This is a genomic window from Thermosediminibacter litoriperuensis (assembly GCF_008124715.1).
Taxonomy (GTDB): domain Bacteria; phylum Bacillota; class Thermosediminibacteria; order Thermosediminibacterales; family Thermosediminibacteraceae; genus Thermosediminibacter; species Thermosediminibacter litoriperuensis.
The window spans coordinates 31,221-55,010 of sequence record NZ_VNHO01000005.1 but is presented as its reverse complement, the minus strand read 5'-3'; the positions used below and the strand labels follow the sequence as shown (position 1 = coordinate 55,010).

27 protein-coding genes and 1 pseudogene are annotated in these 23,790 nt (G+C 48.5%); 24 read left to right on the top strand and 4 right to left on the bottom strand.

What is annotated here, in order from left to right; genetic code table 11:
- The 12 genes from mreD (at position 1) to LZ11_RS02905 (ending at position 13,393) form a co-directional block, all read left to right on the top strand.
- On the top strand, positions 1–501 hold the full coding sequence (mreD, locus tag LZ11_RS02960) for a rod shape-determining protein MreD (protein WP_148866419.1): 501 nt from the start codon (positions 1–3) through the stop codon (positions 499–501).
- Positions 502–519: 18 nt separating this feature from the next.
- Positions 520–2,607, top strand: coding sequence for a penicillin-binding protein 2 (gene mrdA, locus LZ11_RS02955; RefSeq protein WP_148866418.1), 2,088 nt, complete (start codon positions 520–522; stop codon positions 2,605–2,607).
- Between the two features lie 106 nt (positions 2,608–2,713).
- The gene (locus tag LZ11_RS02950; protein ID WP_148866417.1) at positions 2,714–3,322 is read left to right on the top strand and encodes a septum site-determining protein MinC; all 609 of its coding nucleotides are present in this window, start codon (positions 2,714–2,716) and stop codon (positions 3,320–3,322) included.
- A 33-nt stretch (positions 3,323–3,355) separates the two neighbouring features.
- Positions 3,356–4,162 carry a septum site-determining protein MinD gene (gene minD / locus LZ11_RS02945; protein ID WP_148866416.1) on the top strand — a complete coding sequence of 269 codons (807 nt, stop codon included), beginning with the start codon at positions 3,356–3,358 and terminating at the stop codon, positions 4,160–4,162.
- 15 nt (positions 4,163–4,177) lie between these two features.
- Entirely contained in the window at positions 4,178–4,459 is a 282-nt protein-coding gene (gene minE / locus LZ11_RS02940) for a cell division topological specificity factor MinE (RefSeq protein WP_148866415.1), read from the top strand.
- A 22-nt stretch (positions 4,460–4,481) separates the two neighbouring features.
- On the top strand, positions 4,482–6,245 hold the full coding sequence (locus LZ11_RS02935; protein ID WP_148866414.1) for a cell division FtsA domain-containing protein: 1,764 nt from the start codon (positions 4,482–4,484) through the stop codon (positions 6,243–6,245).
- Between the two features lie 74 nt (positions 6,246–6,319).
- Positions 6,320–7,417 carry a rod shape-determining protein RodA gene (rodA, locus tag LZ11_RS02930; protein WP_148866413.1) on the top strand — a complete coding sequence of 366 codons (1,098 nt, stop codon included), beginning with the start codon at positions 6,320–6,322 and terminating at the stop codon, positions 7,415–7,417.
- Between the two features lie 125 nt (positions 7,418–7,542).
- Positions 7,543–8,253 (top strand): M23 family metallopeptidase, encoded by a 711-nt coding sequence (locus LZ11_RS02925; protein WP_246110683.1) that lies wholly within the window; start codon positions 7,543–7,545, stop codon positions 8,251–8,253.
- A gap of 10 nt (positions 8,254–8,263) precedes the next feature.
- Positions 8,264–9,130, top strand: a complete 867-nt coding sequence (locus LZ11_RS02920; RefSeq protein ID WP_148866412.1) for a site-2 protease family protein — start codon at positions 8,264–8,266, stop codon at positions 9,128–9,130.
- 37 nt (positions 9,131–9,167) lie between these two features.
- Entirely contained in the window at positions 9,168–11,024 is a 1,857-nt protein-coding gene (locus LZ11_RS02915) for a TIGR03960 family B12-binding radical SAM protein (RefSeq protein ID WP_148866411.1), read from the top strand.
- On the top strand, positions 11,002–11,676 hold the full coding sequence (locus tag LZ11_RS02910; RefSeq protein WP_148866410.1) for a TIGR03936 family radical SAM-associated protein: 675 nt from the start codon (positions 11,002–11,004) through the stop codon (positions 11,674–11,676). Before LZ11_RS02915 ends, LZ11_RS02910 begins: the two co-directional genes overlap by 23 nt.
- Before the next feature lie 25 nt (positions 11,677–11,701).
- Positions 11,702–13,393, top strand: coding sequence for an Rne/Rng family ribonuclease (locus LZ11_RS02905; protein ID WP_148866409.1), 1,692 nt, complete (start codon positions 11,702–11,704; stop codon positions 13,391–13,393).
- A 23-nt stretch (positions 13,394–13,416) separates the two neighbouring features.
- Here LZ11_RS02905 and LZ11_RS02900 read toward each other — a convergent pair whose 3' ends face one another.
- A complete protein-coding gene (locus tag LZ11_RS02900) occupies positions 13,417–13,791 on the bottom strand; it encodes a hypothetical protein (RefSeq protein ID WP_246110682.1) in 375 nt (124 codons plus the stop codon).
- Positions 13,792–13,905: 114 nt separating this feature from the next.
- Positions 13,906–14,223: a hypothetical protein gene (locus LZ11_RS02895; RefSeq protein ID WP_148866408.1), complete on the bottom strand. Its 318-nt coding sequence runs from the start codon at positions 14,221–14,223 to the stop codon at positions 13,906–13,908.
- A 291-nt stretch (positions 14,224–14,514) separates the two neighbouring features.
- Between LZ11_RS02895 and LZ11_RS02890 the strand changes: the two genes are divergently transcribed.
- From LZ11_RS02890 to LZ11_RS02875, 4 genes are all read left to right on the top strand, one after another.
- Entirely contained in the window at positions 14,515–15,009 is a 495-nt protein-coding gene (locus tag LZ11_RS02890; RefSeq protein WP_148866407.1) for a cell wall hydrolase, read from the top strand.
- A 19-nt stretch (positions 15,010–15,028) separates the two neighbouring features.
- On the top strand, positions 15,029–16,381 hold the full coding sequence (gene ypeB, locus LZ11_RS02885) for a germination protein YpeB (protein ID WP_148866406.1): 1,353 nt from the start codon (positions 15,029–15,031) through the stop codon (positions 16,379–16,381).
- 254 nt (positions 16,382–16,635) lie between these two features.
- Complete coding sequence (locus LZ11_RS02880) at positions 16,636–16,995, top strand: hypothetical protein (RefSeq protein WP_148866405.1); 360 nt, start codon at positions 16,636–16,638, stop codon at positions 16,993–16,995.
- A 223-nt stretch (positions 16,996–17,218) separates the two neighbouring features.
- Positions 17,219–17,905 carry a TIGR00266 family protein gene (locus LZ11_RS02875; RefSeq protein ID WP_148866404.1) on the top strand — a complete coding sequence of 229 codons (687 nt, stop codon included), beginning with the start codon at positions 17,219–17,221 and terminating at the stop codon, positions 17,903–17,905.
- On the opposite strand, the gene LZ11_RS02870 is transcribed toward LZ11_RS02875, so the two are convergent.
- Positions 17,878–18,555, bottom strand: coding sequence for a DUF3786 domain-containing protein (locus tag LZ11_RS02870; RefSeq protein ID WP_148866403.1), 678 nt, complete (start codon positions 18,553–18,555; stop codon positions 17,878–17,880). The two genes, LZ11_RS02875 and LZ11_RS02870, sit on opposite strands and share 28 nt — an antisense overlap.
- Before the next feature lie 267 nt (positions 18,556–18,822).
- On the opposite strand from LZ11_RS02870, the gene cooS reads away from it, so the two are divergent.
- Positions 18,823–20,736 (top strand): anaerobic carbon-monoxide dehydrogenase catalytic subunit, encoded by a 1,914-nt coding sequence (cooS, locus tag LZ11_RS02865; RefSeq protein ID WP_148866402.1) that lies wholly within the window; start codon positions 18,823–18,825, stop codon positions 20,734–20,736.
- Between the two features lie 22 nt (positions 20,737–20,758).
- Here cooS and LZ11_RS13135 read toward each other — a convergent pair.
- A pseudogene (locus LZ11_RS13135) lies at positions 20,759–20,890 on the bottom strand (integrase core domain-containing protein); the annotation flags it as partial.
- 262 nt (positions 20,891–21,152) lie between these two features.
- On the opposite strand from LZ11_RS13135, the gene LZ11_RS02855 reads away from it, so the two are divergent.
- From LZ11_RS02855 to rpmA, 7 genes are all read left to right on the top strand, one after another.
- On the top strand, positions 21,153–21,614 hold the full coding sequence (locus LZ11_RS02855; RefSeq protein WP_148866401.1) for a DUF134 domain-containing protein: 462 nt from the start codon (positions 21,153–21,155) through the stop codon (positions 21,612–21,614).
- 144 nt (positions 21,615–21,758) lie between these two features.
- Complete coding sequence (locus LZ11_RS02850; RefSeq protein ID WP_148866400.1) at positions 21,759–22,172, top strand: DUF5320 domain-containing protein; 414 nt, start codon at positions 21,759–21,761, stop codon at positions 22,170–22,172.
- A 155-nt stretch (positions 22,173–22,327) separates the two neighbouring features.
- On the top strand, positions 22,328–22,561 hold the full coding sequence (locus tag LZ11_RS02845; protein ID WP_148866399.1) for a NifB/NifX family molybdenum-iron cluster-binding protein: 234 nt from the start codon (positions 22,328–22,330) through the stop codon (positions 22,559–22,561).
- Complete coding sequence (locus LZ11_RS02840) at positions 22,536–22,745, top strand: hypothetical protein (protein WP_148866398.1); 210 nt, start codon at positions 22,536–22,538, stop codon at positions 22,743–22,745. Before LZ11_RS02845 ends, LZ11_RS02840 begins: the two co-directional genes overlap by 26 nt.
- Before the next feature lie 92 nt (positions 22,746–22,837).
- Positions 22,838–23,152 (top strand): 50S ribosomal protein L21, encoded by a 315-nt coding sequence (gene rplU, locus LZ11_RS02835; RefSeq protein WP_148866397.1) that lies wholly within the window; start codon positions 22,838–22,840, stop codon positions 23,150–23,152.
- A complete protein-coding gene (locus LZ11_RS02830; protein ID WP_148866396.1) occupies positions 23,149–23,487 on the top strand; it encodes a ribosomal-processing cysteine protease Prp in 339 nt (112 codons plus the stop codon). Before rplU ends, LZ11_RS02830 begins: the two co-directional genes overlap by 4 nt.
- The gene (rpmA, locus tag LZ11_RS02825; RefSeq protein WP_148866395.1) at positions 23,480–23,773 is read left to right on the top strand and encodes a 50S ribosomal protein L27; all 294 of its coding nucleotides are present in this window, start codon (positions 23,480–23,482) and stop codon (positions 23,771–23,773) included. The genes LZ11_RS02830 and rpmA overlap by 8 nt, the downstream gene beginning before the upstream one ends.
- Positions 23,774–23,790: the final 17 nt, after the last annotated feature.

Sequence of the window (23,790 nt, the reverse complement as noted above, 5' to 3'; positions counted from 1 at the left end):
TTGAGGTGGTTATTCTATTTGATGATCGTTATTTTATTGATCATCGCGCAGTCCACCCTGGGAGTGCTTTTTAAAATAGGGAGCGTAAAGCCCGATTTTGTACTGGCGTTTGTACTGTGTATGGCATTGATAAAAGGCGAGAATTCGGGAGCCGCCTACGGTTTGATAAGCGGGCTTATTGAGGATATAGTTTACGGTAAATTTCTGGGATTCAGCGCACTGGTAAAGCTCCTCACCGGATATTTCGTAGGTTACGGGACTAGGGACTTATTCAAGGGTCCCGTTGTGTTTACCATGGGCTTTGTTTTCATGGGAACGTTGCTATATAACCTCATATTTTTTCTGGCCGCTCTACTGTTAACTCCCGAATACAAGATCGGCCTTTTTATGCCTGTAGTGGTATATTCAGCGCTTTACAACGCCGTTATAGGCCCTGTGATGTACAGCGCTATTTTGAGGCTGGAAAAATTGCTGAATTATTATTTTGTCACCAAATATTAAGTCCAGAGGAGAATACCCGTGGATGCCAAGAAAATGGAAAGAAGACTCCATATCTATACGTGGATAACGGTGGGCATATTTCTTTTTCTAAGTATAGGGCTTTTTATGCTCCAGATAGTCAGCGGCGCTGAATACGAAAAGCTTGCCCAGGAAAATCGAATAAGGATTGTGCCGGTGACGGCTCCCCGGGGTGTTTTTAAAGACAGGAATGGAAAGGAACTGGTGAACAGCAAGCCGAGTTATACAGTTTCCTACATGAACGTGAACTCGTCTCTTGAAGAGCAGGAAGAGGTCTTCCGGACTTTGAGCCAGATCCTGAACATGCCCGAAGTAACCCATGTGGTTAAGGAAAGGTACACGGTAAATGAAAAGGGCGAGGTGTTCCTGGAAAAGCTGCCGCTATACGACGTGAACGGCGATGGAAAAGTGGACACCAGTGATATCCAGGTAATCGATGAAAAGACCGGAAAAAGGATTGAAGTAAAAACTGTTGACGTTACCAATGGGAAAATTGTAGCAGATGCTCCCGCTGATACGCCGGTTCTCGTATCCTATGCATTTCACACCTTTCGAAATAAGATTAGGGACCAGGGATATAAAAAATACATGCCTGTCAGGTTGAAGACCAATGTGGATATGGAGACGGTGGCTAAAATCGAAGAGCGCCGCCTTCCGGGTGTATATATCGAGGTTGAGCCCATAAGGAATTACATATACGGCAGCATGGGATCCCACATATTCGGGTACGTGGGCGAGATAAATCAGCAGGAGCTCGAAATCCTTAGGGAAAAAGGGTACCGGCCGGGGGACCTGGTGGGTAAGATGGGCCTGGAAAAGGTGCTGGAAACCTACCTGAAGGGTAAAGACGGCGGTAAACAGGTGGAGGTTACCGCTACGGGCAAGCCCATCAGGACCCTGGGAGAAAAGCCGGCGGTACCGGGGGCTACGGTAAGTCTGACTATCGACGCAGAACTGCAGCAGGTGGCAGAGGAGGCCCTCCAGGAACAGCTCATAAAGCTGCAGACCGACAGGAAAAACCCTTTTCCCAATGCCAAGCGAGGAGCTGTGGTGGCGCTCAACGTCAAGACTGGAGAAGTGCTGGCCATGGCAAGCGTTCCCGGTTTCGACCCCAATATGTTTGCCCGGGGGATTACCCAGGCGGAATGGGAAAGCCTGGTAAATAACCCGCTGAAACCGATGGTCAATATAGCCGTATCGGAAGTATATCCGCCCGGTTCGGTGTTTAAAATGGTCACGGCCACGGCTGCCCTTGAAGAAAAGGTCACCGACGAAAGGGAGAAAATTCGCGACCCAGGGGTATACTGGACCATAGCCCCGAAAAAGGACTGGAAGCCCGGCGGTCACGGCATTGTCGATGTGGTAAAGGCCATAGCGGAGTCATGCAATATATTTTTTTATGAAATGGGAAGGCGCCTCGGGATCGATACTATTGAAAAATACGCCCGCATGTACGGCCTCGGAAATATTACCGGGATCGAGCTGCCCGGAGAAAAAGCAGGTAATGTGGCAAGCAGGGAATACAAGGCCAGAGTTTTCAAGAAGGCGCAGGACAAGATATGGTACCCGGCGGAAACTCTCGATGCGGCCATCGGACAGGGTTACCACCAGTATACCCCGCTGCAGATCGCGACTTATATTTCCGCCATAGCCAATGAAGGCCGCTGGATGAAACCGTATCTTGTAAAAAGTATTGTAGATGCCGATGGACATGTGATTTTTGAAAGAAAACCCGAAGTCGCCGGCGAGGTCCAAGTCTCTAAAAAAACCTTCGAGATTATAAAAGAAGGCATGAGGGGGGTTGTGCTCCCGGGAGGTACCGCTCACTCGGTTTTTTCTGATTTCCCGGTTTCCCTGGGGGCCAAAACCGGTACGGCTCAGTGGGACGTAAAAAAAACGCCTCACGGCTGGTTTGTAGCCTTTGCCCCTTTTGAAGATCCGGAAGTAGCTGTAGTGGTGTTCATAGAGCAGGCCGGATCCGGAGGAGCCACCGGCGGGCCTGTGGCCAAAGCAATCCTGAACGCTTACTTTGGCCTGGACGAAAATACTGAACAGTCAAATCAAAGCTCCCTTGAAATTTCCGATTGACCATGAACCAGAATCTTACAGATTCTGGTTTTTTTGTTATCGTAAGAAGGAATTGGCTATTTTTTGAAGAATATTGATAGAAGACGAGGCTGCGGAGGGAGCATAGATGAATCAGGAACCGGTGGTAATAAAAGGGACAAGAGATGGAATTTCTATAATTTTACGCCACCAATCGGACTTTGATACGATAAAAAACAAGATCTTCGAAAAACTCCAGAGGGGCGGAGAATTTTTTAAGGGTGGCCAGGCACGCCTGCTGGTCAAGGAGGGATACGTAAGCCAGGACGAATTAGAGCAGCTGGAAACAATGCTGCGGGATTTCGGTTTGCACCTCAGAAAGGATAAACCGCTGCGCACAATCACCTTCCCCGGTTCACCACAACCGGATACCCTGATTCTGAAGAAGACGCTGCGTTCTGGACAGAGGATCGCTTATAGGGGCAATGTAGTAATCGTGGGTGATGCCAATCCGGGGAGCGAAATAATAGCAAAAGGAGATATACTGGTTTTTGGGACTTTACGGGGTATGGCCCATGCAGGAGCCGAGGGCGACGGGAATTCGATAGTGGCAGCCTACAGACTGCAACCGATCCAGCTCAGAATAGCCCATGTTATATCGAGGCCTCCCGAAGAAAAAAGCGACATGCCCCAGGGCCCGGAAGTGGCTCGATTGAAAGATGGAATCATAATTATCGAACCTTACTACTTAATTTAACGACGGTATAAAAAGAGGACAGGAGGGGAACCAATGGGTCAGGTAATCGTTATTACTTCCGGAAAGGGCGGAGTGGGGAAAACCACCACTACCGCCAACATCGGAACTGGTCTTGCTCTTTTAAAGCACAGGAAGGTAGTCATGATAGATGCCGATATCGGCCTTAGAAATCTCGATGTGGTGATGGGCCTGGAAAACCGCATCGTGTACGATCTGGTGGACGTGGTTCAGGGTGTATGCAGGCTCAAACAGGCCCTGATAAGGGACAAGCGTTTTGAAAATCTGTACCTTTTGCCGGCAGCCCAGACCAAGGACAAGACTGCGGTATCTCCCGAACAGATGAAGGACTTATGCGACCAGCTTAGAGAGGAGTTTGATTACGTGCTGGTAGACTGCCCGGCCGGTATAGAGCAGGGATTCAAAAACGCCATAGCCGGCGCCGATAAAGCGATCATCGTATCGACACCCGAGGTTTCTGCCGTCCGGGATGCCGACAGGGTGATAGGCCTGCTGGAAGCCGCCGGGTTCGAAGAGCCCAAGCTCATAATAAACAGGATAAGGCCCGACATGGTCAAGCGCGGCGATATGATGGATATAGACGATATTATAGATATACTGGCTGTCGACCTGTTGGGCGTCATACCCGAAGATGAGAGGATAGTAATATCCACCAACAGGGGAGAACCGGCGGTGGCCGATGAAAATTCAAAAGCAGGGCAGGCTTACCGAAACGTGACTCGCAGAATAGAGGGAGAAGATGTGCCCATAATGTCCCTGGACGTGGAGCCGACCCTGATGGAAAGGCTCAGGATGTTGTTCGGATTAAAACCTAGAAAGTAAGGGGGGCATTGGTAAATGGATTTTCTGAAACTTTTCGGCAGGGAAGATGTATCCAGTAAGGATATAGCCAAAGAGAGGCTGAGGCTCATTCTCGTCCATGACAGGGCCAACGTTTCCCCGCAGTTTCTCGAAATGATAAAGAGCCAGATAATAAATATAATTTCCGACTACGTGGATATAGAAGAAGAGGGGCTAGAAGTAAAACTTACCAGGATGAAAAAAGACGAAGAAATAACGGTGCCGGCTCTGGTGGCCAATATACCGATTAAAAGGATCAAGCACGTTGCTCGGGCATAAAAAGGAGGAAAATTTTGGGGCAATGGACCGCGAAGTGTTTGCCCTCGATATCGGCACTAGAACCGTTGTGGGCGTAGTTTTATACAAAGAAGGCAGAGAATTTATAATAAAGGACTACGAAGTTTTGGAGCACGAAAGCAGGGCGATGTACGACGGCCAGATCCACGATGTGGAAGTGGTAGCCGAAAGCGTACGCCGCGTCAAGGAAAACCTGGAGAAAAGGCTGGGGTATGAGCTGAAGAAGGCGGCGGTGGCCGCCGCAGGACGAGCTCTGGTTACCGTCGAAGCAAGAGCGGAAAAAACGATTTCCCCTTTTAAGGAAATCGACGGCAACGATATCAGGAGTCTGGAAGCTGATGCGTTGGGAAAGGCAATAAAGTCCATTTCGGGTAAAAATACCCAGGAGGCTTTCCTGGATTATCACTGCGTAGGGTACAGCGTGATCAGGTGGTACCTTGAAGGAGAGCCTATAGAGAATCTGCTGGGACAAAAGGGCAGGAACATTTCGGTGGATATAGTGGCCACATTTCTTCCCCGCTCGGTAGTGGAAAGTCTTATTGCGGTTTTAAGAAGGTGCGGCCTGGAGCTGGACAGTATTACCCTGGAGCCGATTGCTGCCAGCTTTCTGGCAGTTCCTCCCGGCATGAGAAGGTTAAACCTAGCCCTGGTGGATATAGGCGCCGGCACTTCGGATATAGCACTGTCCAGAGATGGGAGTATCTTTGCCTACGGAATGGTTCCCATGGCGGGCGATGAGATAACCGAGAAAATATGTGAAGCATTCCTCCTGGATTTTGCCGAGGGAGAGAGGGTCAAGAGAGAACTTTTAACCCGGGACAGGATAGAGTTTACCGATATTCTGGGGCTTTGTAGGCAACTGGAATCGCGGGAAATTATGGAAACCGTAAAAGAGGCGGTATGGGACCTTTCTGCGCGGATAGCGGGGAGGATACTGGAACTCAACGGCAGGCCTCCGGCGGCGGTGCTCTGCGTCGGCGGAGGCAGTTTACTGCCCGGTTTACAGGAAGCCATAGCGGCAAACCTGGAAATTCCGAAGGACAGGGTTGGGGTAAAAACTCTGGAGTCAATTCAGTTTGTAAAGGGCTGCGGCAGTGGTTTATCAGGGCCCTTTGCCGTAACACCGGTGGGAATAGGGGCCAATGCCCTGGAGGGTACCACACTGTCCTTCATAAAGGTGTACGTAAACGACGGCGCCGTCCATATCCTGGGGAGGGATAAACCCACCGTATTTCAGGCCCTGATCCACGCCGGTTTTTCTTCCGCCCGGATATTCGGTCTTCCCGGGCCGGCCCTCACCTTCAGGCTCAACGGCGAACTCAAAGTTGTTCCGGGCAGCCTGGGGAAGCCTGCCGTTATAACCGTGGACGGGCTGCAGGCTGGACTCGATGATCCGGTGAAGGAAGGCGCGAGAATTATGATTGAAGAAGCCAGACCCGGAGACCCTGGCCGGGCCAGAGTCCGGGATTTCATAAACGACGAACACAGGGTTTTAATCTACATCAACGGCCGTGAGATACCGGTAGAACCGCTGGTGGAGATTAACGACAGGGAAGCCGGGCCCCAGGACGAAATTACCGGTGATTCATCGGTGGTTATAAGGAAGCGGGAACTCATTGTAAGCGATATATTTAACATCATTGATTTCGATTTGCGGGGGGTGTCGGGCTGTCTGGTCATAAAGGTAAATAAAAGACCCGCAACTTTTACGACCCCGCTGAGCAACGGTGACGCGGTAGAGATTTTTTGGGAAAATGTTCCTGTGTAACCTCCTTAAAAAAGGCCTTATGGACGCCGTCAAAGTATGGTATAATGGTTAACGGATTTTCGGGAGGCTTTTTTATGGATCCGAAGCTTTTAAAAAATCTTGAATACCAAATTATAATCGTAATTCTCCTGATAACAGCTCTGAGCATACTGACCATAACCAGCGCCACCCATGCTACCGCCCCCGGAGGAAGTTTCCATTATACCAAAATGCAGTTGATCTGGTTTCTCCTGGGCCTGGTGGCGATGGCGGTAGTCCTGATGATAGACTACCATACTATCGGCATGCTTTCTAACGCTATATACATCGCCAATCTGGTCCTGCTCTTAGTGGTCTTATTCATGGGCAAAACCACAATGGGAGCGCAGCGCTGGATCCCTATAGGGCCCTTTAGCTTTCAGCCTTCGGAATTCAGCAAACTTGCCGTTATCATAACCCTGGCGAAGCACCTGGATAAGAAGAAGACGATTAACAATTTGAAGGACCTGATACTGGTGTTTGTCCACGTGGGAATCCCCATGGTGCTGATCATGAAACAGCCGGACTTGGGTACATCCCTGGTATTGCTAGCCATAATGTTCGGCATGATTTTTGTAGCAGGAACAAGCTTAAAGCTGCTATTGGGCACTGTTGCGGCCGGAGTGGCGGCCCTGCCGGTATTGTGGCAGTTTCTTCACGATTATCAGAGGATGAGGATTCTTATATTTTTGAATCCCAATCTTGATCCGCTTGGGTTCGGTTATCACGTGATCCAGTCCAAAATTGCCATCGGTTCCGGCAGGTTCCTGGGAAAGGGCCTTTTCCAGGGCACCCAGAACCAGTTGGATTTTATTCCCGAGCAGCAGACCGATTTTATATTTGCCGTATTGGGCGAAGAGCTGGGATTTATCGGGGGTATGGTTCTGCTGATGCTCTTCTTCACTCTATTATACCGCACTATTCGGATAGCCTTCAGGTCACGGGACATCCTGGGCTCTTATATGGCTGCTGGGGTTGCGTCGATGTGGGTCTTTCAGGTGCTGGTCAACGTAGGCATGACCATGGGGCTTATGCCGGTTACGGGTATCCCCCTGCCGTTCATGAGCTATGGGGGTAGCTCGTTTCTAATGAACATGATGGCCGTTGGCCTGGTACTGAATATAGGGATGCGAAGGCAAAAAATACTGTTCTAATTCTACCAGGGGCAAAGGTCCAATACCGGCCCCTGGCTATTTATTTATATGGTCATATATTATGGAATAAACGAGCCCTCCCTGAAATAGATATATATCAAGGATTTTTTCGGGAGGGGTCATTCATGTGGTGGCAGAGACAGGATGCGGATCCCTACTACCCGTATTATACAGGTTCCTCTGAAAGGGACTGGAGCCGTTTTGTAAGCCTGAAGAAGGTATTAATTTCGCTAATAATACTATGTGTGGTACTTTTGATGAAAAAGGTCAATTTTCCCATGGCTGCTACGGCACTTTCCAGAGTAAATCAAGCCATATCTTACGAGTGGGATTTCAACAAACTGGGGGACGGCCTGAAAAACCTCTCTTTTTTGAATCAGCAGGTCCCGGTTTTTAAGAATTTTCTTAGGGAAGAGGAATCTCCCCCGGCCACTTCCGGAGCTTTGATTGCTCCTATTTACGGCAGGGTGACCTCGGGATTTGGACGAAGGTTCCACCCCCTCCTGAAGGTAGAGCGGATGCATAACGGCATAGATATAGAACAGGTGGAGGGCAGTCCGGTAAAAGCTGCAGGGGACGGTACGGTGATGCTGGCGGCGGAAGACGCGGAGATGGGCCGGTTGATCAAGATAAGGCATGACGGTGACCTGGTCACGCTGTATGCCCACCTCAAAGACGTCTACGTAAAAGCAGGCGATAAGGTCAGGCAGGGGCAGATTATCGGCACAGTTGGAAAAACCGGCCTCGCGGAAACTCCGCACCTCCATTTTGAGATTTGGGAAAAGGGAACAGCGATAGACCCCGAGCTCTGGATAAAAATTCCTGAGAAGCCCTAGGGGGAGACCTATGGCCTTTTTAATTTGGGGGATTAAAGTAAAATTGCATTTTTTATTTCTCATGGTTTTAACAGCGGGTCTCCTGGCGGGTTTTCTTGTGGAAGTTGCAGCTGCCATCCTGGCCTTGGCGGTACACGAGGCTTCTCACATCTTTGTCGCTCGCATGCTCGGTATCGCCGTAGAAGAGCTGGAATTGCTGCCTTTTGGCGGCCGGATGAGGTTGAAAGATCTTTACTATTCCACCTGCGAGGAAGAAATAATGATCATCCTCGCAGGTCCCATGGGCAACCTGGCCTTGGCGGCTATGTTCATGTCCCTGATCTATCAGAACTTTATCCCCTGGGAAACGGGATACCTGTTTATCAAATATCAGCTGGCTCTGGGGCTTTTTAACTTACTCCCCGCCCTGCCGCTGGACGGTGGAAGGATATTCATGCTCTGGCTCAGCCAGATGGTGAGCTTTATTTCAGCTGTGAGGATTGCAGCCAGAGCGGGTAAAGTGCTGGCGTTTTTTTTGTTGGCGTTATTTGCTGCAACCGCCTTTAAAGCCAGGTACAATGTGAGTTTCCTGGTCGCCGGAATTTTTCTTTTTTTCTCCGCCGCTGGGGAAGAAAAGCAAGCTCCCATGATATTTATCAGCCATATGGCCCGGAAGAGGGAGAATTTGCTGAAAAGAGGCATACTGCCTATTCAGGCTCTAGTAACGCTGGCGGGAGTGCCGGTAAAGCAGATCCTGTACCGCTTCAACCCGCAGAATTTTTATCTCGTATATGTATTAGACAAAGGGTGGAAACTAAAAAAATGCTTGACCGAAACGGAAATATTTGACACTATTATAGACAAGGGGTTGGATATTAAGGTGGAGGACCTGTTATAATATAAAGGGCATAAGAAAAACAGGGAGGCAAAAAGACTTGGAAATAAAAAAAGTCCTGGATGAAGTTCTACCGGAAGTCTCGAAACCGACGCGTTATACGGGCAATGAGCTAAACAGCGTACAGAAGGATAAGCAAAAAGTCAAAGTTCATATCGCTCTGGCTTTTCCCGATGTATACGAGGTTGGAATGTCCCACCTGGGGATAAAAATACTCTACCACCTCTTGAACGAGCGCGAAGACGTCTACGCCGAGAGAGTGTTTGCACCGTGGGTTGATTTTGAGGATGTAATGCGCAAGAGGGGGATACCGCTCTTCAGCCTGGAGAGCAAGACCCCCCTTTCTGAATTTGATTTTGTAGGTTTTTCCCTGCAGTACGAGATGAGCTACAGCAATGTGACGAACATGCTGGAACTGGCCGGAATACCGCTTTTTTCCAGAGATCGCACTGACCGGCATCCCATTTTGATAGCCGGCGGTCCGTGTGCGTATAATCCGGAGCCCCTGGCGGAAATTATCGACCTTTTCGTCATAGGAGAGGCTGAAGAGGTAATCCTGGAACTGATAGATCTTTATCTGGACCACAAAAAAAGCTCAAAGAGCAGAATGGATTTCCTGGAAAAAGCAGCCGGAATACCGGGTATCTACGTGCCGGCCTATTACCGGGTAAATTACAATGAGGACGGCACTGTAAAGGAAATACTTCCCACAAAACCGGGTATACCCGAAAGGGTTCAAAAGCGAATTATAAAAGATCTCGACAGGGCCTATTATCCCACAAAACTTATAGTTCCTTATATGGACATAGTTCATGATAGGGCTGTGCTGGAGATATTCAGGGGCTGCACCAGAGGGTGCCGCTTCTGTCAGGCGGGCATGATCTACAGGCCGGTGCGGGAAAAATCGGTGGACAAGTTGACAAACATTGCCCGGGAAATGATAAAGTCGACCGGGTATGAAGAAATATCCCTAGCTTCGCTCAGTACCAGCGATTATTCGGCCTTAAAGCAGCTTGTAGAGATCCTGATCGGCGAGTTCAGGCAGTGCATGGTGGGTCTTTCGCTTCCGTCGCTCAGGATCGATTCCTTCACGCTGGATCTGGCCCGTAAGATCCAGGAGATAAAAAAGAGCGGTCTCACCTTTGCTCCCGAAGCGGGCACCCAGAGGCTCCGGGACGTGATAAACAAAGGGGTTACGGAGGAGGACCTCCTGAATTCGGTTAAGGGAGCTTTTGAGGCCGGGTGGAATACGGTAAAACTTTATTTTATGATAGGTCTGCCGGCGGAAACCTACGTAGACCTGGAGGGAATTGCACGGCTGGCGTACAGGGTGGTCGATGCGTACAGGGAAGTAAGAGGCAATACAAAAGGCTTAAAAGTTACGGTTAGCACGTCCACTTTCGTGCCAAAGCCCTTTACCCCCTTTCAGTGGGAAGCCCAGATCCCTCTTGATGAGATAGAAGAGCGCCAGCGGTTTCTGAAGAAAAAGCTCAAAGGCCCAAACATCTCATATAACTGGCACGACGGGAAGTTGAGCTTCCTGGAAGCGGTGTTTTCAAGGGGCGACAGGAGACTTAATTTGGTGCTCAAAAAAGCCCGCGAGAAAGGATGCAGGTTCGACGGATGGAGCGACATGTTTTCTTTCTCCAAATGGATGGAAGCCTTTAGAGAGGCAGGGGTTAACCCCGAGTTTTACGCCAACCGTTCCCGACATGAGGACGAGGTTTTTCCGTGGGAGGTAATCGACCCCGGGGTTGAGAGGAGTTTTCTTTTAAGGGAACTGAAAAAAGCCAGGGAGGCTAAACCCACCCCCGACTGCCGTTTCGATAGATGTCATGGCTGCGGAATTATGAAGTTAAAAGGCGGGATCTTTTGTGAGAGTAAGAATGAAGATTAGAAAAGGAGAAGAAGTTAAATTTATTTCCCAGCTCGATTTGATGAGGGCGCTAGAGCGGGCCATAAGGAGAGCCGAACTGCCCGTTAAATTTACCGAGGGCTTCAATCCCCGCCCCAGGATATCCTTTACCCCCGCGCTTCCAGTGGGAATGACCAGTGACGCCGAATACATGGACGTGGAATTCGCGGGAGAGTTGCCGCTGGACCGGATTCTTGCCCGGTTAAACTCCTGCCTTCCCCCGGGAATTTCCGTATTGAAGGCAGACACTGCTGAAGGCAAGATTCCCCTTTCATCGGTTAACAGGGCTATATATACTGTGGTGGTTGATGCCGGAGGCGATGCAACGCCGGAACTCCTGGACAAGGCTATAGCTGAATTGCTGGCTCGCCCGGAGATAACGGTCACAAAGACGTCCAAGGGTAAGGTTAAAAATATCAATATCTCGCCGCTGATTTACAGCATAAAAATAACACGCGTCGAGGGCAGCCGGGCCGAGCTCAGGATGGAACTTGCCGCCGGGCAGGAGGGGAATGTTACGCCGCCGGTGGTTATAAAGGCTCTCCTGGAGTACATCCCGACTATCACCGTGTGCCGCATGAACCGGGATGAACTTTTCCTGGTTCGCGAGGGAAAGAGGAACGATCCTATTTAACGGTTTTAAGGGAGCTGGAATATTAATGTCAAAAGAAATTATAGCCGACGTAGGAAGAGATCAAATAAGAGTGGGAATTTTAGAAGACAGGGAGCTCGTGGAATTTTTTGTTGAAAAGAGTTTTGAAGAGCGGGTGGCGGGAAATATTTATAAGGGCAGGGTGACCAACGTACTTCCCGGGATGCAGGCCGCCTTTGTGGACATTGGCCTTGAGAAAAATGCTTTTTTGTACGTGGGGGATATAAATTTTGACTCACTAGGTCCGGAGGATAAGGACCTCCTAGAGGGTTTGAGAAAACTTTCGATTAAGGATATTTTAAGGGTCGGTCAAGATGTGCTGGTCCAGGTAGTTAAGGAACCCATGGGGTCCAAAGGTGCACGAGTTTCTACCAATATAACCCTGCCCGGCAGGTACCTGGTGCTTATGCCCCGGGTTGATTATGTGGGAATCTCGCGGAGGATTGAAAAGGAAGAAGAGAGGAATCGCCTGAGGGCCCTCGCCGAAGAATTGCGCCCGCCTCACGTGGGAGTGATAGTGCGCACAGCAGCTGAAGGGAGGGGAAAAGAGGAACTTAAAGCGGATATCGATTACCTTAAAAAGCTCTGGGAGGACATCCAGCTCAGGCAGACGGGAGGCAATGCCCCCAGGCTCATATACAAGGATATGAACCTCCTGGCCAGGATAGTAAGGGACATATTCACTCCCGAAGTTAGCCGGTTTTACATCAACAGCCCCTCGGGTTATGAGAAAGTACTGGAACTCGTATCTATGATATCCCCTTCTTTAAAAGACAGGATAAGTCTTTACAGAGGACAGGAAGAAATTTTCGAGTACTTTAACATTGAACCGGAAATAGAAAGGGCCCTGCGCCGAAAGGTATGGCTCAAGTCAGGAGGCTACATCGTAATCGACCGCACCGAAGCCCTGACCGCGATCGATGTAAATACAGGTAAATTTGTGGGCAGTATAGATCTGGAGGACACGGTTTTGAGAACCAACCTGGAAGCGGCCAGGGAAATAGCGAGACAGGTGAGGTTGAGGGATATCGGCGGAATCATAATTATCGATTTTATAGATATGAACTCCCCGGAACACAGGAAAATGGTGCTCGACGCGCTCGAAGCCGAACTGAAAAAGGACAGGACCAGAGCTCATATACTGGGTATAACTTCCCTCGGCCTTGTGGAGATGACCAGAAAAAAGGTCAGGCAAAGCCTGGACGAAGTTTTGGAAAAGGTATGCCCCTACTGTGAAGGCAAGGGTAGGATCCTATCTGAAGAAGCCATGGCCAAGAGAGTGGAACGGGAGCTTTCGCGGATTTTCAGAAACAGCCGGGGAGAGGCGGTGCTGATGGAGGTCCACCCGTCGGTGGCATCGTCGGTTATAGGAGCGGGAGGCAGCAGGCTTGCACAGCTGGAGCAGCGGTACGAAAAGTATATTTTCATAAAGGGCAATGCCACCCTTCACCCGGAAGAAATAAAGGTAAGAGCCGTCGGCAGCAAGGCCAAACTTGAAAATCTAGCGGTGCCAGTAAGGGAGGGACAGGTTATAGAAGTCGTAATAGAGGAAGCCCATGCCGCTTTACCTGGCCACGGAATAGCGCGGATCGATGGATACGTTATAGATATAGAGAATGCGGCCAAGCTGCTTGGCGAAAAGGTTAAGGTCCAGGTATATAAAACCCACCGCACTTATGCAAAAGCCCGCCTAATATAAAAGCCGTGCAAAAGAGCACGGCTTCACGTCTGTTTTACCTTTTCTTCACCGCTTTTACCGCCTTTACTTTCAGAAGATGAACCTTCGCTGGAAGAAAGGGTTTTAACCAAATTCACCAGCGCTGTGGGATTTATCTTCTTATCCGAGGAGCTTCCAAGTACTCCCAGGAGGGTTGATGCCAGTTCTTTAATGTCTGAAGACCCAGATTTTGAGGAGGAAGAGCCTTTTATTCCGGTTCTTAATTCCTGAGAATTCAGGTACGTTATTATCCCCAGGATATTACTCAAAGCGAGGAGGCTGATGAGTTCGTTGATATTATTGCCCCGCTTCCCCTGAATCACATCCGTTACCATTTCCAGCAAACCAAAGTCAGACCTGCTGTTGTTTCCGTCAGACAATTTTAACCACCCCTTTGTGCGAGCCTGTTCTGTTAATTTAATATATGCTCGTAAGAAGTAAAAAAGAATAAAAAACAGGGCTTCTAAGCCCCGTTGCTCATTGGACGGCTCTCTTTACGCGCGTTTTTCTTTTTCGGCCAGTATGTTCAAAAGAGTTTCCAGCTCCTGAGACTTCTCAGGTTTCGTTGAGCCGTTGGCCAGTTCGATTTCATCCTTTTCATTTTCATTGTTTTCCTTCTCTGAGGGCTCGGCGACTATTGAAAGCAGCGTGCTCAGCGCTTCGATGTTAATTTTTTGTTCCGGATCCGATGGGCGAAACACGTTGATGACAGTGGAGAAAATTTCTAATACTTCCTGTCCTCTAGGGCTCAAGAAAGGCTTTAGTGCGTTCAACAGCTTTAAATCGTCATCCGATACCGAAAGTAGTTTCAAAGTACCTCCCTCCTGTCGCTGTTTTTTTTAAATAGTCCCGACACTTCAGAGGACTTAATGAGCAGAATCAATATAAGGAAAAGCGTATAGGGGTTAAAGGATTTTTTTTTGTTTTCATTTTTTTTGTCTTCACTTTTTTTGTCTTCACTATTGCCGGCCATTGTTCAACACCCGCTTTTCATAAATTTTTTCTAGATTATTATATGATTTTTTTGTTCAGGGAGTGAAGGAATAAGGGGTACGAAAATCAGCAAAACTAAAAATGATTAATCTGTAAAAGAGGGTGGTGTTATGGACAGGTTTGTTATAAAAATACGGCTGGTAACGGCTCTGGTACTGATATTAATCCTTACTGCCGGAATCGTTTTGAGCCGGCAGGACCGTGCGACAGAAGCCCGTGCGGAGGCGGGGAATTATGCCGTTTCGGTGCGAAGTGGTGACTACGTCCTGCTGGCCCGGCTTGTATCTGGCGAGGCAACCGGAGAACCCTATATCGGCCAGGTGGCCGTCGCGGCGGTGGTTTTAAACCGGGTAAAAAGTTCAAAATTTCCCAATACGGTGCCCGAGGTCATTTATCAGCCCGGAGCCTTTGAATCGGTAAGCAACGGACAGATATGGGCCCGCAATCCCAGCAGGACCAATTACAAGGCTGCCCGGGATGCACTGAACGGGTGGGACCCTACTTACGGCAGCCTTTTCTTCTGGAATCCTTATAAAAGGGTAAGTCCCTGGATATGGACCCGCAGGATAATTACTCAGATCGGTGACCATGTATTCGGCAAGTGATTGAAAAGGAGGGATGTTCTTGAAGAATAGATATGTCATATGGGGTTTGGGTATACTCACTATAGTCGTAATCGCTCTGGCTTTATGGTCGATGAGCAGCAGGGCGTATTCTGCAGAAAACCTTCTGGAAGCCAGCTACCAGAAGGGTTTTTACAACCTGGTCGACGACGTGAACACGCTTAACATACTTCTGTCCAAGAGTCTTGTGACATCATCGGACAGTCAGCGGATAATGATTCTGACCAGCATATGGCATGAAGCCGAAAACGCCAGGTCCAGCCTGGCATCCCTGCCGCTGGGCAGCAGGGACATGACCAACCTGCAGAAATTTTTCGCCCAGATGGGGGATTTTTCCCACAGCCTGGCTAAAAAAGTTTCTCTGGGCGAGCAGATTTCCGATAAGGAATGGAATATTATCGAGCAGTTCAAAAAGAATACCCAGAATCTCAACAGGAGTTTGAGGGAGCTGCAGGACAACGTGGTTAAAGGCAGGATAAGGTGGGAAAGGGGTTCTTTTGCTCCAGGTCTCGGCGGTAGGGTTCAGCAGGTCATGGCGGACAGATTCGCCGCCATCGACCAGAGGCTCAAGGAAGAAGCCCCGACAATCACCTATGACGGGCCTTTCTCGGACCATGTGGAGGAGATAACGCCGAAAGCGATTACCGGTTCCCCCATCGATGAACAAGAGGCCATCGAAAAAGGCAGGAAATTCATAGATAACCCGGCAAATGTGCGCTACGATGTTTCGGTTTACGGCCGCACCCGGGGGATGGTAAACGCTTATTCCCTGAAGTTTGCCAAGCCCGGAGCAGAGGGTGCGGAGATCGTGATGGACGTAAGCCGTCAGGGAGGCCATGTCATCTGGTTCTTAAATACCAGGGATATCGGAGAGCAGAAAATTGACATCGAGACAGCCGTCGATAAAGCTCATAAATTTCTGGAGTCCAGGGGTTATAGAAATATGGAGCCGACCGGTTCTCTGAGGGAAGACAATACCGTTACCGTCACCTTTGCCTATAAACAGGGAGACGTCTTGGTGTACCCCGATTTTGTAAAAGTGGAAGTGGCTCTCGACGACGGGCAGGTAGTCGGTTTCGATGCCATGGGCTATCTTACGCACCATACGACGAGGAAAATTCCCTCAACCGGTATAAGCGAGAGACAAGTTCGGGACGGCCTGAACAAAAGGTTAGAGGTCAGGAGAATTCGCAAGGTGATTATCCCCGATCCGGCTATGAAGGAAAGGTTCTGCTACGAAGTAGACGCGAATCTGGACGACGAACGCTATCTCATCTACATCAACGCCCAGAACGGCAGAGAGGAGCAGGTACTGAAAGTAGTGGAGACCGACAGCGGGACCATGACTATGTAGCCTGTAGAAGAACAAATTGTATTTGACATGAATAGCCTATTATTAGAAACTTAACGGGTGGAAGGAGGGGGTCTTTTTTGGTTCTGTCGGTCGAGACAAAACGGGATGTTTTTATAGTTTTTCTGGTATTGATACTGCTGCTCCTGGCAAATTAAGCGGGGTACTCCCCGCTTTAAATTTTGTTTTTATAAAAGCACATAAGCAGGCGGGATTGAATATTATATTAAAAGATAAACTTTTTTGGAGGGATCTCTGTGTCTTTTACCCGGGACCTCGTCGACGGCATATACCGGCAGGATAAATATTCTCTCGTCTATCTTTTACTTATGGCGAACGCATTGAGCCTTGCGGTTTTTCTTTCCGGGGATGTAAGTTCAAAATCCGATCCGGTCATGATTAACGCCGGGGAAAGGGAAAATCCCGCTCCTTCGAACAGTCCTCCGGTTGAACGGTTTCTGGAAGAACCTATAGAAAAAGCCCAGGCGGCTGCAGCCCACGGCGGTGTCGAAGTGCCCGTCCGGGAACAGCCGGTCGAGCAGTCCCAAAAAGACAAAGTGATAGATCTGGAAAAAGTCCGGTCGAAACCGCTGGTGTGGCGCTTCCCTGCTAATTGAATTCATTTATAGTATATTGTCCTCAAGTCCGGCAATACGAAACAAAGGTGACATTATCATAAAATAATCGCAAGTTAATCAGAAAAAGATTTAGCGATTATATAACTAATGATATAATAGAGATACTATTAGAGTTAAAGTGGCGGGACTGGGGTATAAGTGCAGAATTATTGGAACCATAAGCAAGGGCTGGGGAACGAAAACAAACGGGGGAGGAAGTTTTGTGAAGTATGAAATCCGAGGAGAGACATTGCCGGTGGTTATCCTGACTATGGAAGAAGGGGAGAGCGTCTTTACCGAATCCGGCGGTATGGCCTGGATGACTGATGGATTCGAAATGAAGACCAATATGGAAGGGGGACTTTTTGGAGGTATCGCCAGGAAACTGGCGGGGGAGACAATTTTTATGACCACTTATACCTGCAAAAAGCAGCGGGGCGCTATCGCTTTCGCATCGTCCTTTCCGGGGAAGATAATCCCGCTGCAGCTTGCCGCAGGGCAGTCCATCATTTGCCAAAAAAAGGCGTTTCTATGTGCCGAGAGGACTGTAAAACTGGAGGTTTTCTTCAGAAAGAAACTGGGGGCCGGCCTCTTCGGCGGTGAAGGCTTCATTCTGGAAAAAGTAACAGGGCCGGGGCTTTGTTTCATTGAAATGGACGGAGAAGTGGTGGAATACGACCTGGAACCTGGAGCGGTTATGAAGGTTGACACCGGACATGTAGCTATGTTTGAACCCACGGTGGATTTTGACATAGAAATGATAAAGGGGTTTACAAATATATTTTTTGGCGGCGAGGGCTTATTTTTATCTACTCTAAGAGGGCCCGGCAGGATTTGGCTTCAATCCATGCCTGTACAAAACTTGGCCGGAAGGTTGATACCTTATCTGCCTTCATCATCTTCCAAATGAACGCATTTTCTTCCGGACAAGCTAAAGTCAGCGTTAATAAGCAAATCCCTGATTACGCTGCACAGTGCCGCAATGTCTTCTATGTGCATGTGACAGGATATACTGGAATCAAAAAGAATCTGGCATGATGGAGGTATAACGTCTTCACCCTCCCAGAATTGTATTTTAATTGGTATCCTGGGGGTAAAAAGGCCTTCTGCCGATAAATCGGCTTTATTTTTTTCAGGGTTGAAACCTAAATGCACCAATCTCTCACGAAGTAAATCTTTATTACAGGTAGTGTAATACTTGCTTAGGACATCCAAAACATGGGTTTTAATCGAGGGGAAAAATACGTTCCCATCGGGCAGTTCCCTGTAGCTGACCCATTTTCCGGCGAGAGGTATATCTTTCGCACCGGAAAGGTAATTGAGCAGTATCAGCCCCCATTCTAACGGCGGTTTATTGTTTGAGTCCAAAAAGGAAATTTTACCCTCGGGGTATGATATCTGAAAGCTGTGGTTAAAGCTTTTCAAATAGAAACACATCCTGGGACCATCGTATTCGCAAAGAGCCGATCTTGCAATATCTTGAGGTGTAAGGCGCGCAAGATTTTTCCTGCTTTTTGAGAAAGCGGAAAAATATGCTCCTTCGTTTTTTTTATTGTCCATAAAAATATATCCCTCCGGTCAAAGCCTATAATTCCGGCCTGGGTGAAAAAAACCTTACCACCACAAAAAGCAGTAGTACATAAAGAAGTGTATATATATTCGATATGTAGCGGGCGCAGTCCTTCTTTCCGTCATGGGTTCTACCCCCTAGCCCTGCACTGTTTTTAAACGATATTTACGAAAACAATTATCCGGTGCCTTTCGCATATAAACCGAAATTTATGAACATACTTGATATAGCATATCTGGAATTAAGGAGGTTAGCCCATGGTTGAAACCGTCATGGAAAAATCCGAAGGGCGCGTAAGCTACCACGATTCGGTTGAAGAAATGTTAAAGCGGATTAGGGAAGACGGCCTTACAAATGTCTTCGACCGCTGGGCTGTGCAGGAAAAGGCCAGGTGTAAATTCTGCCTTCAGGGACTGAGCTGTCAACTGTGTTCTCAGGGGCCCTGCCGCATCAACGACAAAATCAGGATGACCCGCGGCGTCTGCGGCATTGATGCCGATGCCATGGCCATAAGGAAGTTTTTGCTTCAAAATGCCATGGGAGCCGCCACTTACAGCCATCATGCCTATCAGGCATACAAAACCTTCAAAGCTACAGGAGAGGGGAAAACGCCTTTTACCTTCACCGATGTCAATAAGTTAAAGTGGATGTGTGAAAAAGTAGGCATAAACACCAATCAGGATGTCAATAACCTGGCTGTTCAACTGGCTGATTTTTTGCAGGCGGAGATGGACAGAGATGATGAAAATCCCAGCGTTATGGTAGAAACCTTTGCTCCAATGAAAAGGAAGGAAGTCTGGAGAAAACTGGGCATTTACCCGACAGGGGTGACCAGCGAAATAAGGGATGCCGTTGCAAGCTGCCTTACCAACGTGGACGGCGATTACATTTCACTGGCAAAGAAAGCTCTGAGACTCGGGCTTGCGACAATTTACACCGCCCAAATAGGCCTTGAAATGGTCCAGGACATATTGTACGGGACACCGAAACCCCACGAGGTCGATGTGGATCTCGGCATTATGGATCCGGACTACGTAAATATCGTATTTAACGGCCACCAGCCTTGGGTCGGTGTGGCAACCCTTTTAAAAGCCAGGACTCCGGAGGTCCAGCAAAAGGCAAAAGCCGCAGGTGCCAAAGGGCTGCGGGTTGTGGGTTGTATCGAAACAGGGCAGGAGCTTATACAGAGATTTAACATAGATGATGTCTTTGTAGGATTAACCGGAAACTGGCTCGCTATAGAACCGCTTTTAGCCACCGGGACCGTCGATGTGTTTGCGATGGAAGAAAACTGCTCTCCTCCGGCTCTGGGACCTTATGCCGATAAGTATCAGGTGACTCTGGTCAGTATCAATGATATTGTGCGGCTGCCGGATTTACATTACATTTTCGACTACAAGCCGCCCGAGGCGAGCTTCATCGCCGACAAATTAATCGAGCTCGGTATAGAGAACTTCAAAAAGAGAAGGGGCAAAGTAACGCCGAAGGTTCCGCTTATTAAAACGAAGGCGATTGCCGGTTTTTCCACTGAGGCTGTTCTGGAAGCGCTTGGAAACATTCTGGATTCATTGGTCCGGGTGATAGCCGACGGGAAGATAAAGGGCATTGTGGCTCTGGCGAGCTGCTCTACTCTGAGAAATGGCCCGCAGGACTGGATGACGGTCAACTTAACGAAGGAACTTATCAGAAAGGATATCCTGGTAGTAAGCGCTGGATGCGGCAACCACGGCCTGGAAGTAGCAGGCCTTTGCAACATGGATGCCGTTGAGATGGCCGGAGACGGCCTAAAAGAAGTGTGCAGGTCACTTAATATACCTCCGGTCCTGAGCTTCGGCACCTGTACCGATACGGGAAGAATATCGATGCTGGTGACCGCCCTGGCGGACCATATGGACCTGGATATACCCGACCTTCCCATTGCGATTACTGCTCCCGAGTGGATGGAGCAGAAAGCCACTATCGATGGGGTTTTTGCGCTGGCATACGGTGCTCTTACCCACATTTCCCCGGTGCCGTTTATATCGGGAGCCGAAAGGCTTGTAAAACTGCTTACGGAGGATCTGGAGGAACTTACCGGCGGTAAGGTAGCCCTTGGGGATGACCCGAAAGAAGCAGCCGATAAAATTGAATCCCACATTTTAAGAAAGAGAAAAGCCCTAGGCCTGAAATGATAAGCTTAGCAAACTGTAGTTGAGTGTAATGTACCATAGTTTCGTTAAATAGCTTTTTATTTCTGTGTAGGTTATCCCAGAAGAAATGTCAAAAAGCAAGGAAGCGTAATTGGAAACCAATAACTAAGAGCATAGAATCACTTGCAGGATGATAAAGCAGCAAAATACTTTAAATTTTTGGCATAATGTCATTGGGTGGGTTCCCTATTTTTGGGGTTTTTGTTGCTACATATCCATAAGACCCCGGGGATACCCACCCTTTGCAATGTATTTTTTACTTTAAAAAGTAGGGTAAACGAAACTCTGGTTTTCTACTGAAAGTGCACATATTTTTATTGACATATGTTCATAATATGTATAAAATAATAAATAACAGAATTATGAACAAATGACCATAACGAGAGGGGAGAGAAAGGGTGCCGAGACCACCGAAATGGCGTAGAGTGGAGTTTTTGCCCGATGTAACATATTTTAAGCCTGCGGGAGTGCCGCTTAGACAACTGGAAGAAGTTGTACTGACGGTGGAAGAGCTAGAGGCCGTTCGATTGAAGGATCTGGAGGGTCTGGAGCAGGAAGAATGTGCCGATAAAATGGGCATCTCCCGGCCCACATTTTTCAGGATAATAAACTCGGCCCGCAGCAAAGTAGCTGATGCGCTGGTAAAGGGTAAAGCAATTAGAATCGAAGGGGGAAATTTTCAATTTTCGCGGCATGTAAAATGTTTAAAGTGCGGCCATGTTTGGGAAGAAACCCAAAAAAATAATATCCAGGACGCCGAATGCCCGGAATGTCACAGTAGGGAATGGGTCCCAACAGGAAATCACAGGGGATGGTGTCATGGCCAGAGGCGAAGAGGACCGTTAGATTGTTTGGATTAGCCCCAAGGTGGTGGAAGATTGCGATGAAATCAACTGCTGCCGAAAATATGAATATGAAAGGGTTTCGATGGACACGTCAGCGCCGGGCCATTATTTCAGCCATTGAAAGCAGCGGGGTTAATTTTACCGAAAGGAGGTGAAAATATGCCGAGAGTTGATGGAACGGGCCCCCTGGGGTTTGGCCTCATGACCGGTAGAGCTGCAGGCTTCTGCGCAGGCTTTCCCGTGCCGGGCTTCATGAACCCCGTGGGAAGGAGGTTCTGGCGCAGGACTTTCGGACCAGGGCTGGGTGCCTTCGGGTTCGGTCACGGATGGAGGTGGCGTTACTATGCCACGGGGCTGCCTTTCTGGGCAGTAGGTTCCTATCATTATGATCCTGCAACGCTTTATCCCGATGATGCGGAGCCTGCCACCGAGAATGAACGAAAGTATGAGGCGAAAATCCTCGCCCAGGAGGCCAGGCTGTTAAAGGAACAGCTAAAAGTAATAGAAGAGAGACTGGAACAGCTCAGAAAGTCAAAAAAAGAAGGCCTTGATGAAGAAAAAGGCCGGGAATAGGAAATGGACTTACCGGCAGGGGCGGGTAGCCGCCCTCCCCTGCCAGACCTTTAAAGTTAAACAGGTTATCAGTATTATGATATGAAAATATTATACCATATTATCAAGAGAATATCGAATTCTTTTCTAAAAACAAATCTAGAAGGGGATTGGAAATGAAAGTTGCGGTTACTTCTACGGGTAGTGATTTGGATTCCATTTTGGATGAGAGATTCGGGCGCTGCAAGTATTTTATTTTTATTGACCCCGAAACAAAAGAATTTGAAGCAGTGGAAAATGAGTGTATGAGCGGCGCCCACGGCACGGGCGTCCAGGTGGCCCAGTTCATAATAGATAATGGGATTTCCGCCCTTATAACGGGGAATGTGGGCCAACAAATTCGACCTTGAAGAAGAGAAAAGTGAGGAGATCGAACAATACTGTATTGATAAAGGCATCGAGGTCATAGGCAAGATCCCGTTTGACGAAGAAGTCGTAAAAGCCATATCAAAAGGTGTTCCGCCGGTTGAATATTCTTCCGGACCGGCTGCCGAGGCTTTAAGAAAGTTGACAGAGCCCCGGAGTTTGTGCTAAAATAAACTACGTGGTTTTGCGCCGGCCACCGCACGGGACGGGTTTAAAAATTATTACCTGGATTCCGGCGAGACGTAAGGAGGATGATAGAGATGTATGCTGTGATAGAGACCGGCGGAAAACAGTATAGGGTTTCTCAAGGCGATGTGATTCGCGTCGAGAAATTGAACGCTGCCGAAGGTGAGACGATCGAGCTCGATCGGGTGCTGGCCGTATCCAATGGCGACAAGTTGCTGGTTGGACAGCCGGTGCTGGAAAATGCGAAGGTTACCGCAACGGTACTGAAGCACGGCAAGGGCAAGAAAATCATCGTTTTTAAGTACAAGCCCAAGAAGAACTACCGCAGGAAGAGGGGACACCGCCAGCCCTATACTGAGATAAGAATTGAAAATATCGCGCTGTCATGATAAAGGTTACCGTTGTCCTGGATGCCCGCGGAAAAATACGGGAACTTTTGATCAGAGGACATGCGGGATATGCCGAATACGGCAAGGATATAGTATGCGCGGCGGTTTCGGCCTTGGCCGAGACCGCGGTTATCGGCATTGAAGAAGTTGCCGGGGTAAATGCTTCACTGGTAAAGAGGGAAGGGTATTTTCATTTAACAGTTCCCCAAGATGATAGCGAAGAAAAACTATCCAAGGCCGGTATCATAATTGATACCATAGTTTTAGGTCTGAAAGATATCGCGAGGACTTACCCGTCGCATATAAAAGTCGAAACGAAAAGAGGAGGTGTTTGAGGTGAATCTTCAGCTTTTTGCCCACAAAAAAGGAGTAGGCAGCACCAGGAACGGCAGGGACAGCGAATCGAAGCGTCTCGGAGTCAAGAGGTTTGACGGTCAGTTTGTAAGCGCCGGAAGCATCCTCGTGCGCCAGAGGGGCACCAGGATCTACCCGGGAAAGAACGTAGGAATGGGAGTGGATCATACCCTTTTTGCCAAGATCGACGGTTTTGTAAAGTTCGAGCAGAAGGGTAAGGATAAAAAATTAGTAAGCGTTTACCCCGAAATGCAGCTCCTCGGATAAGCGAGGAGCTTTTTTAC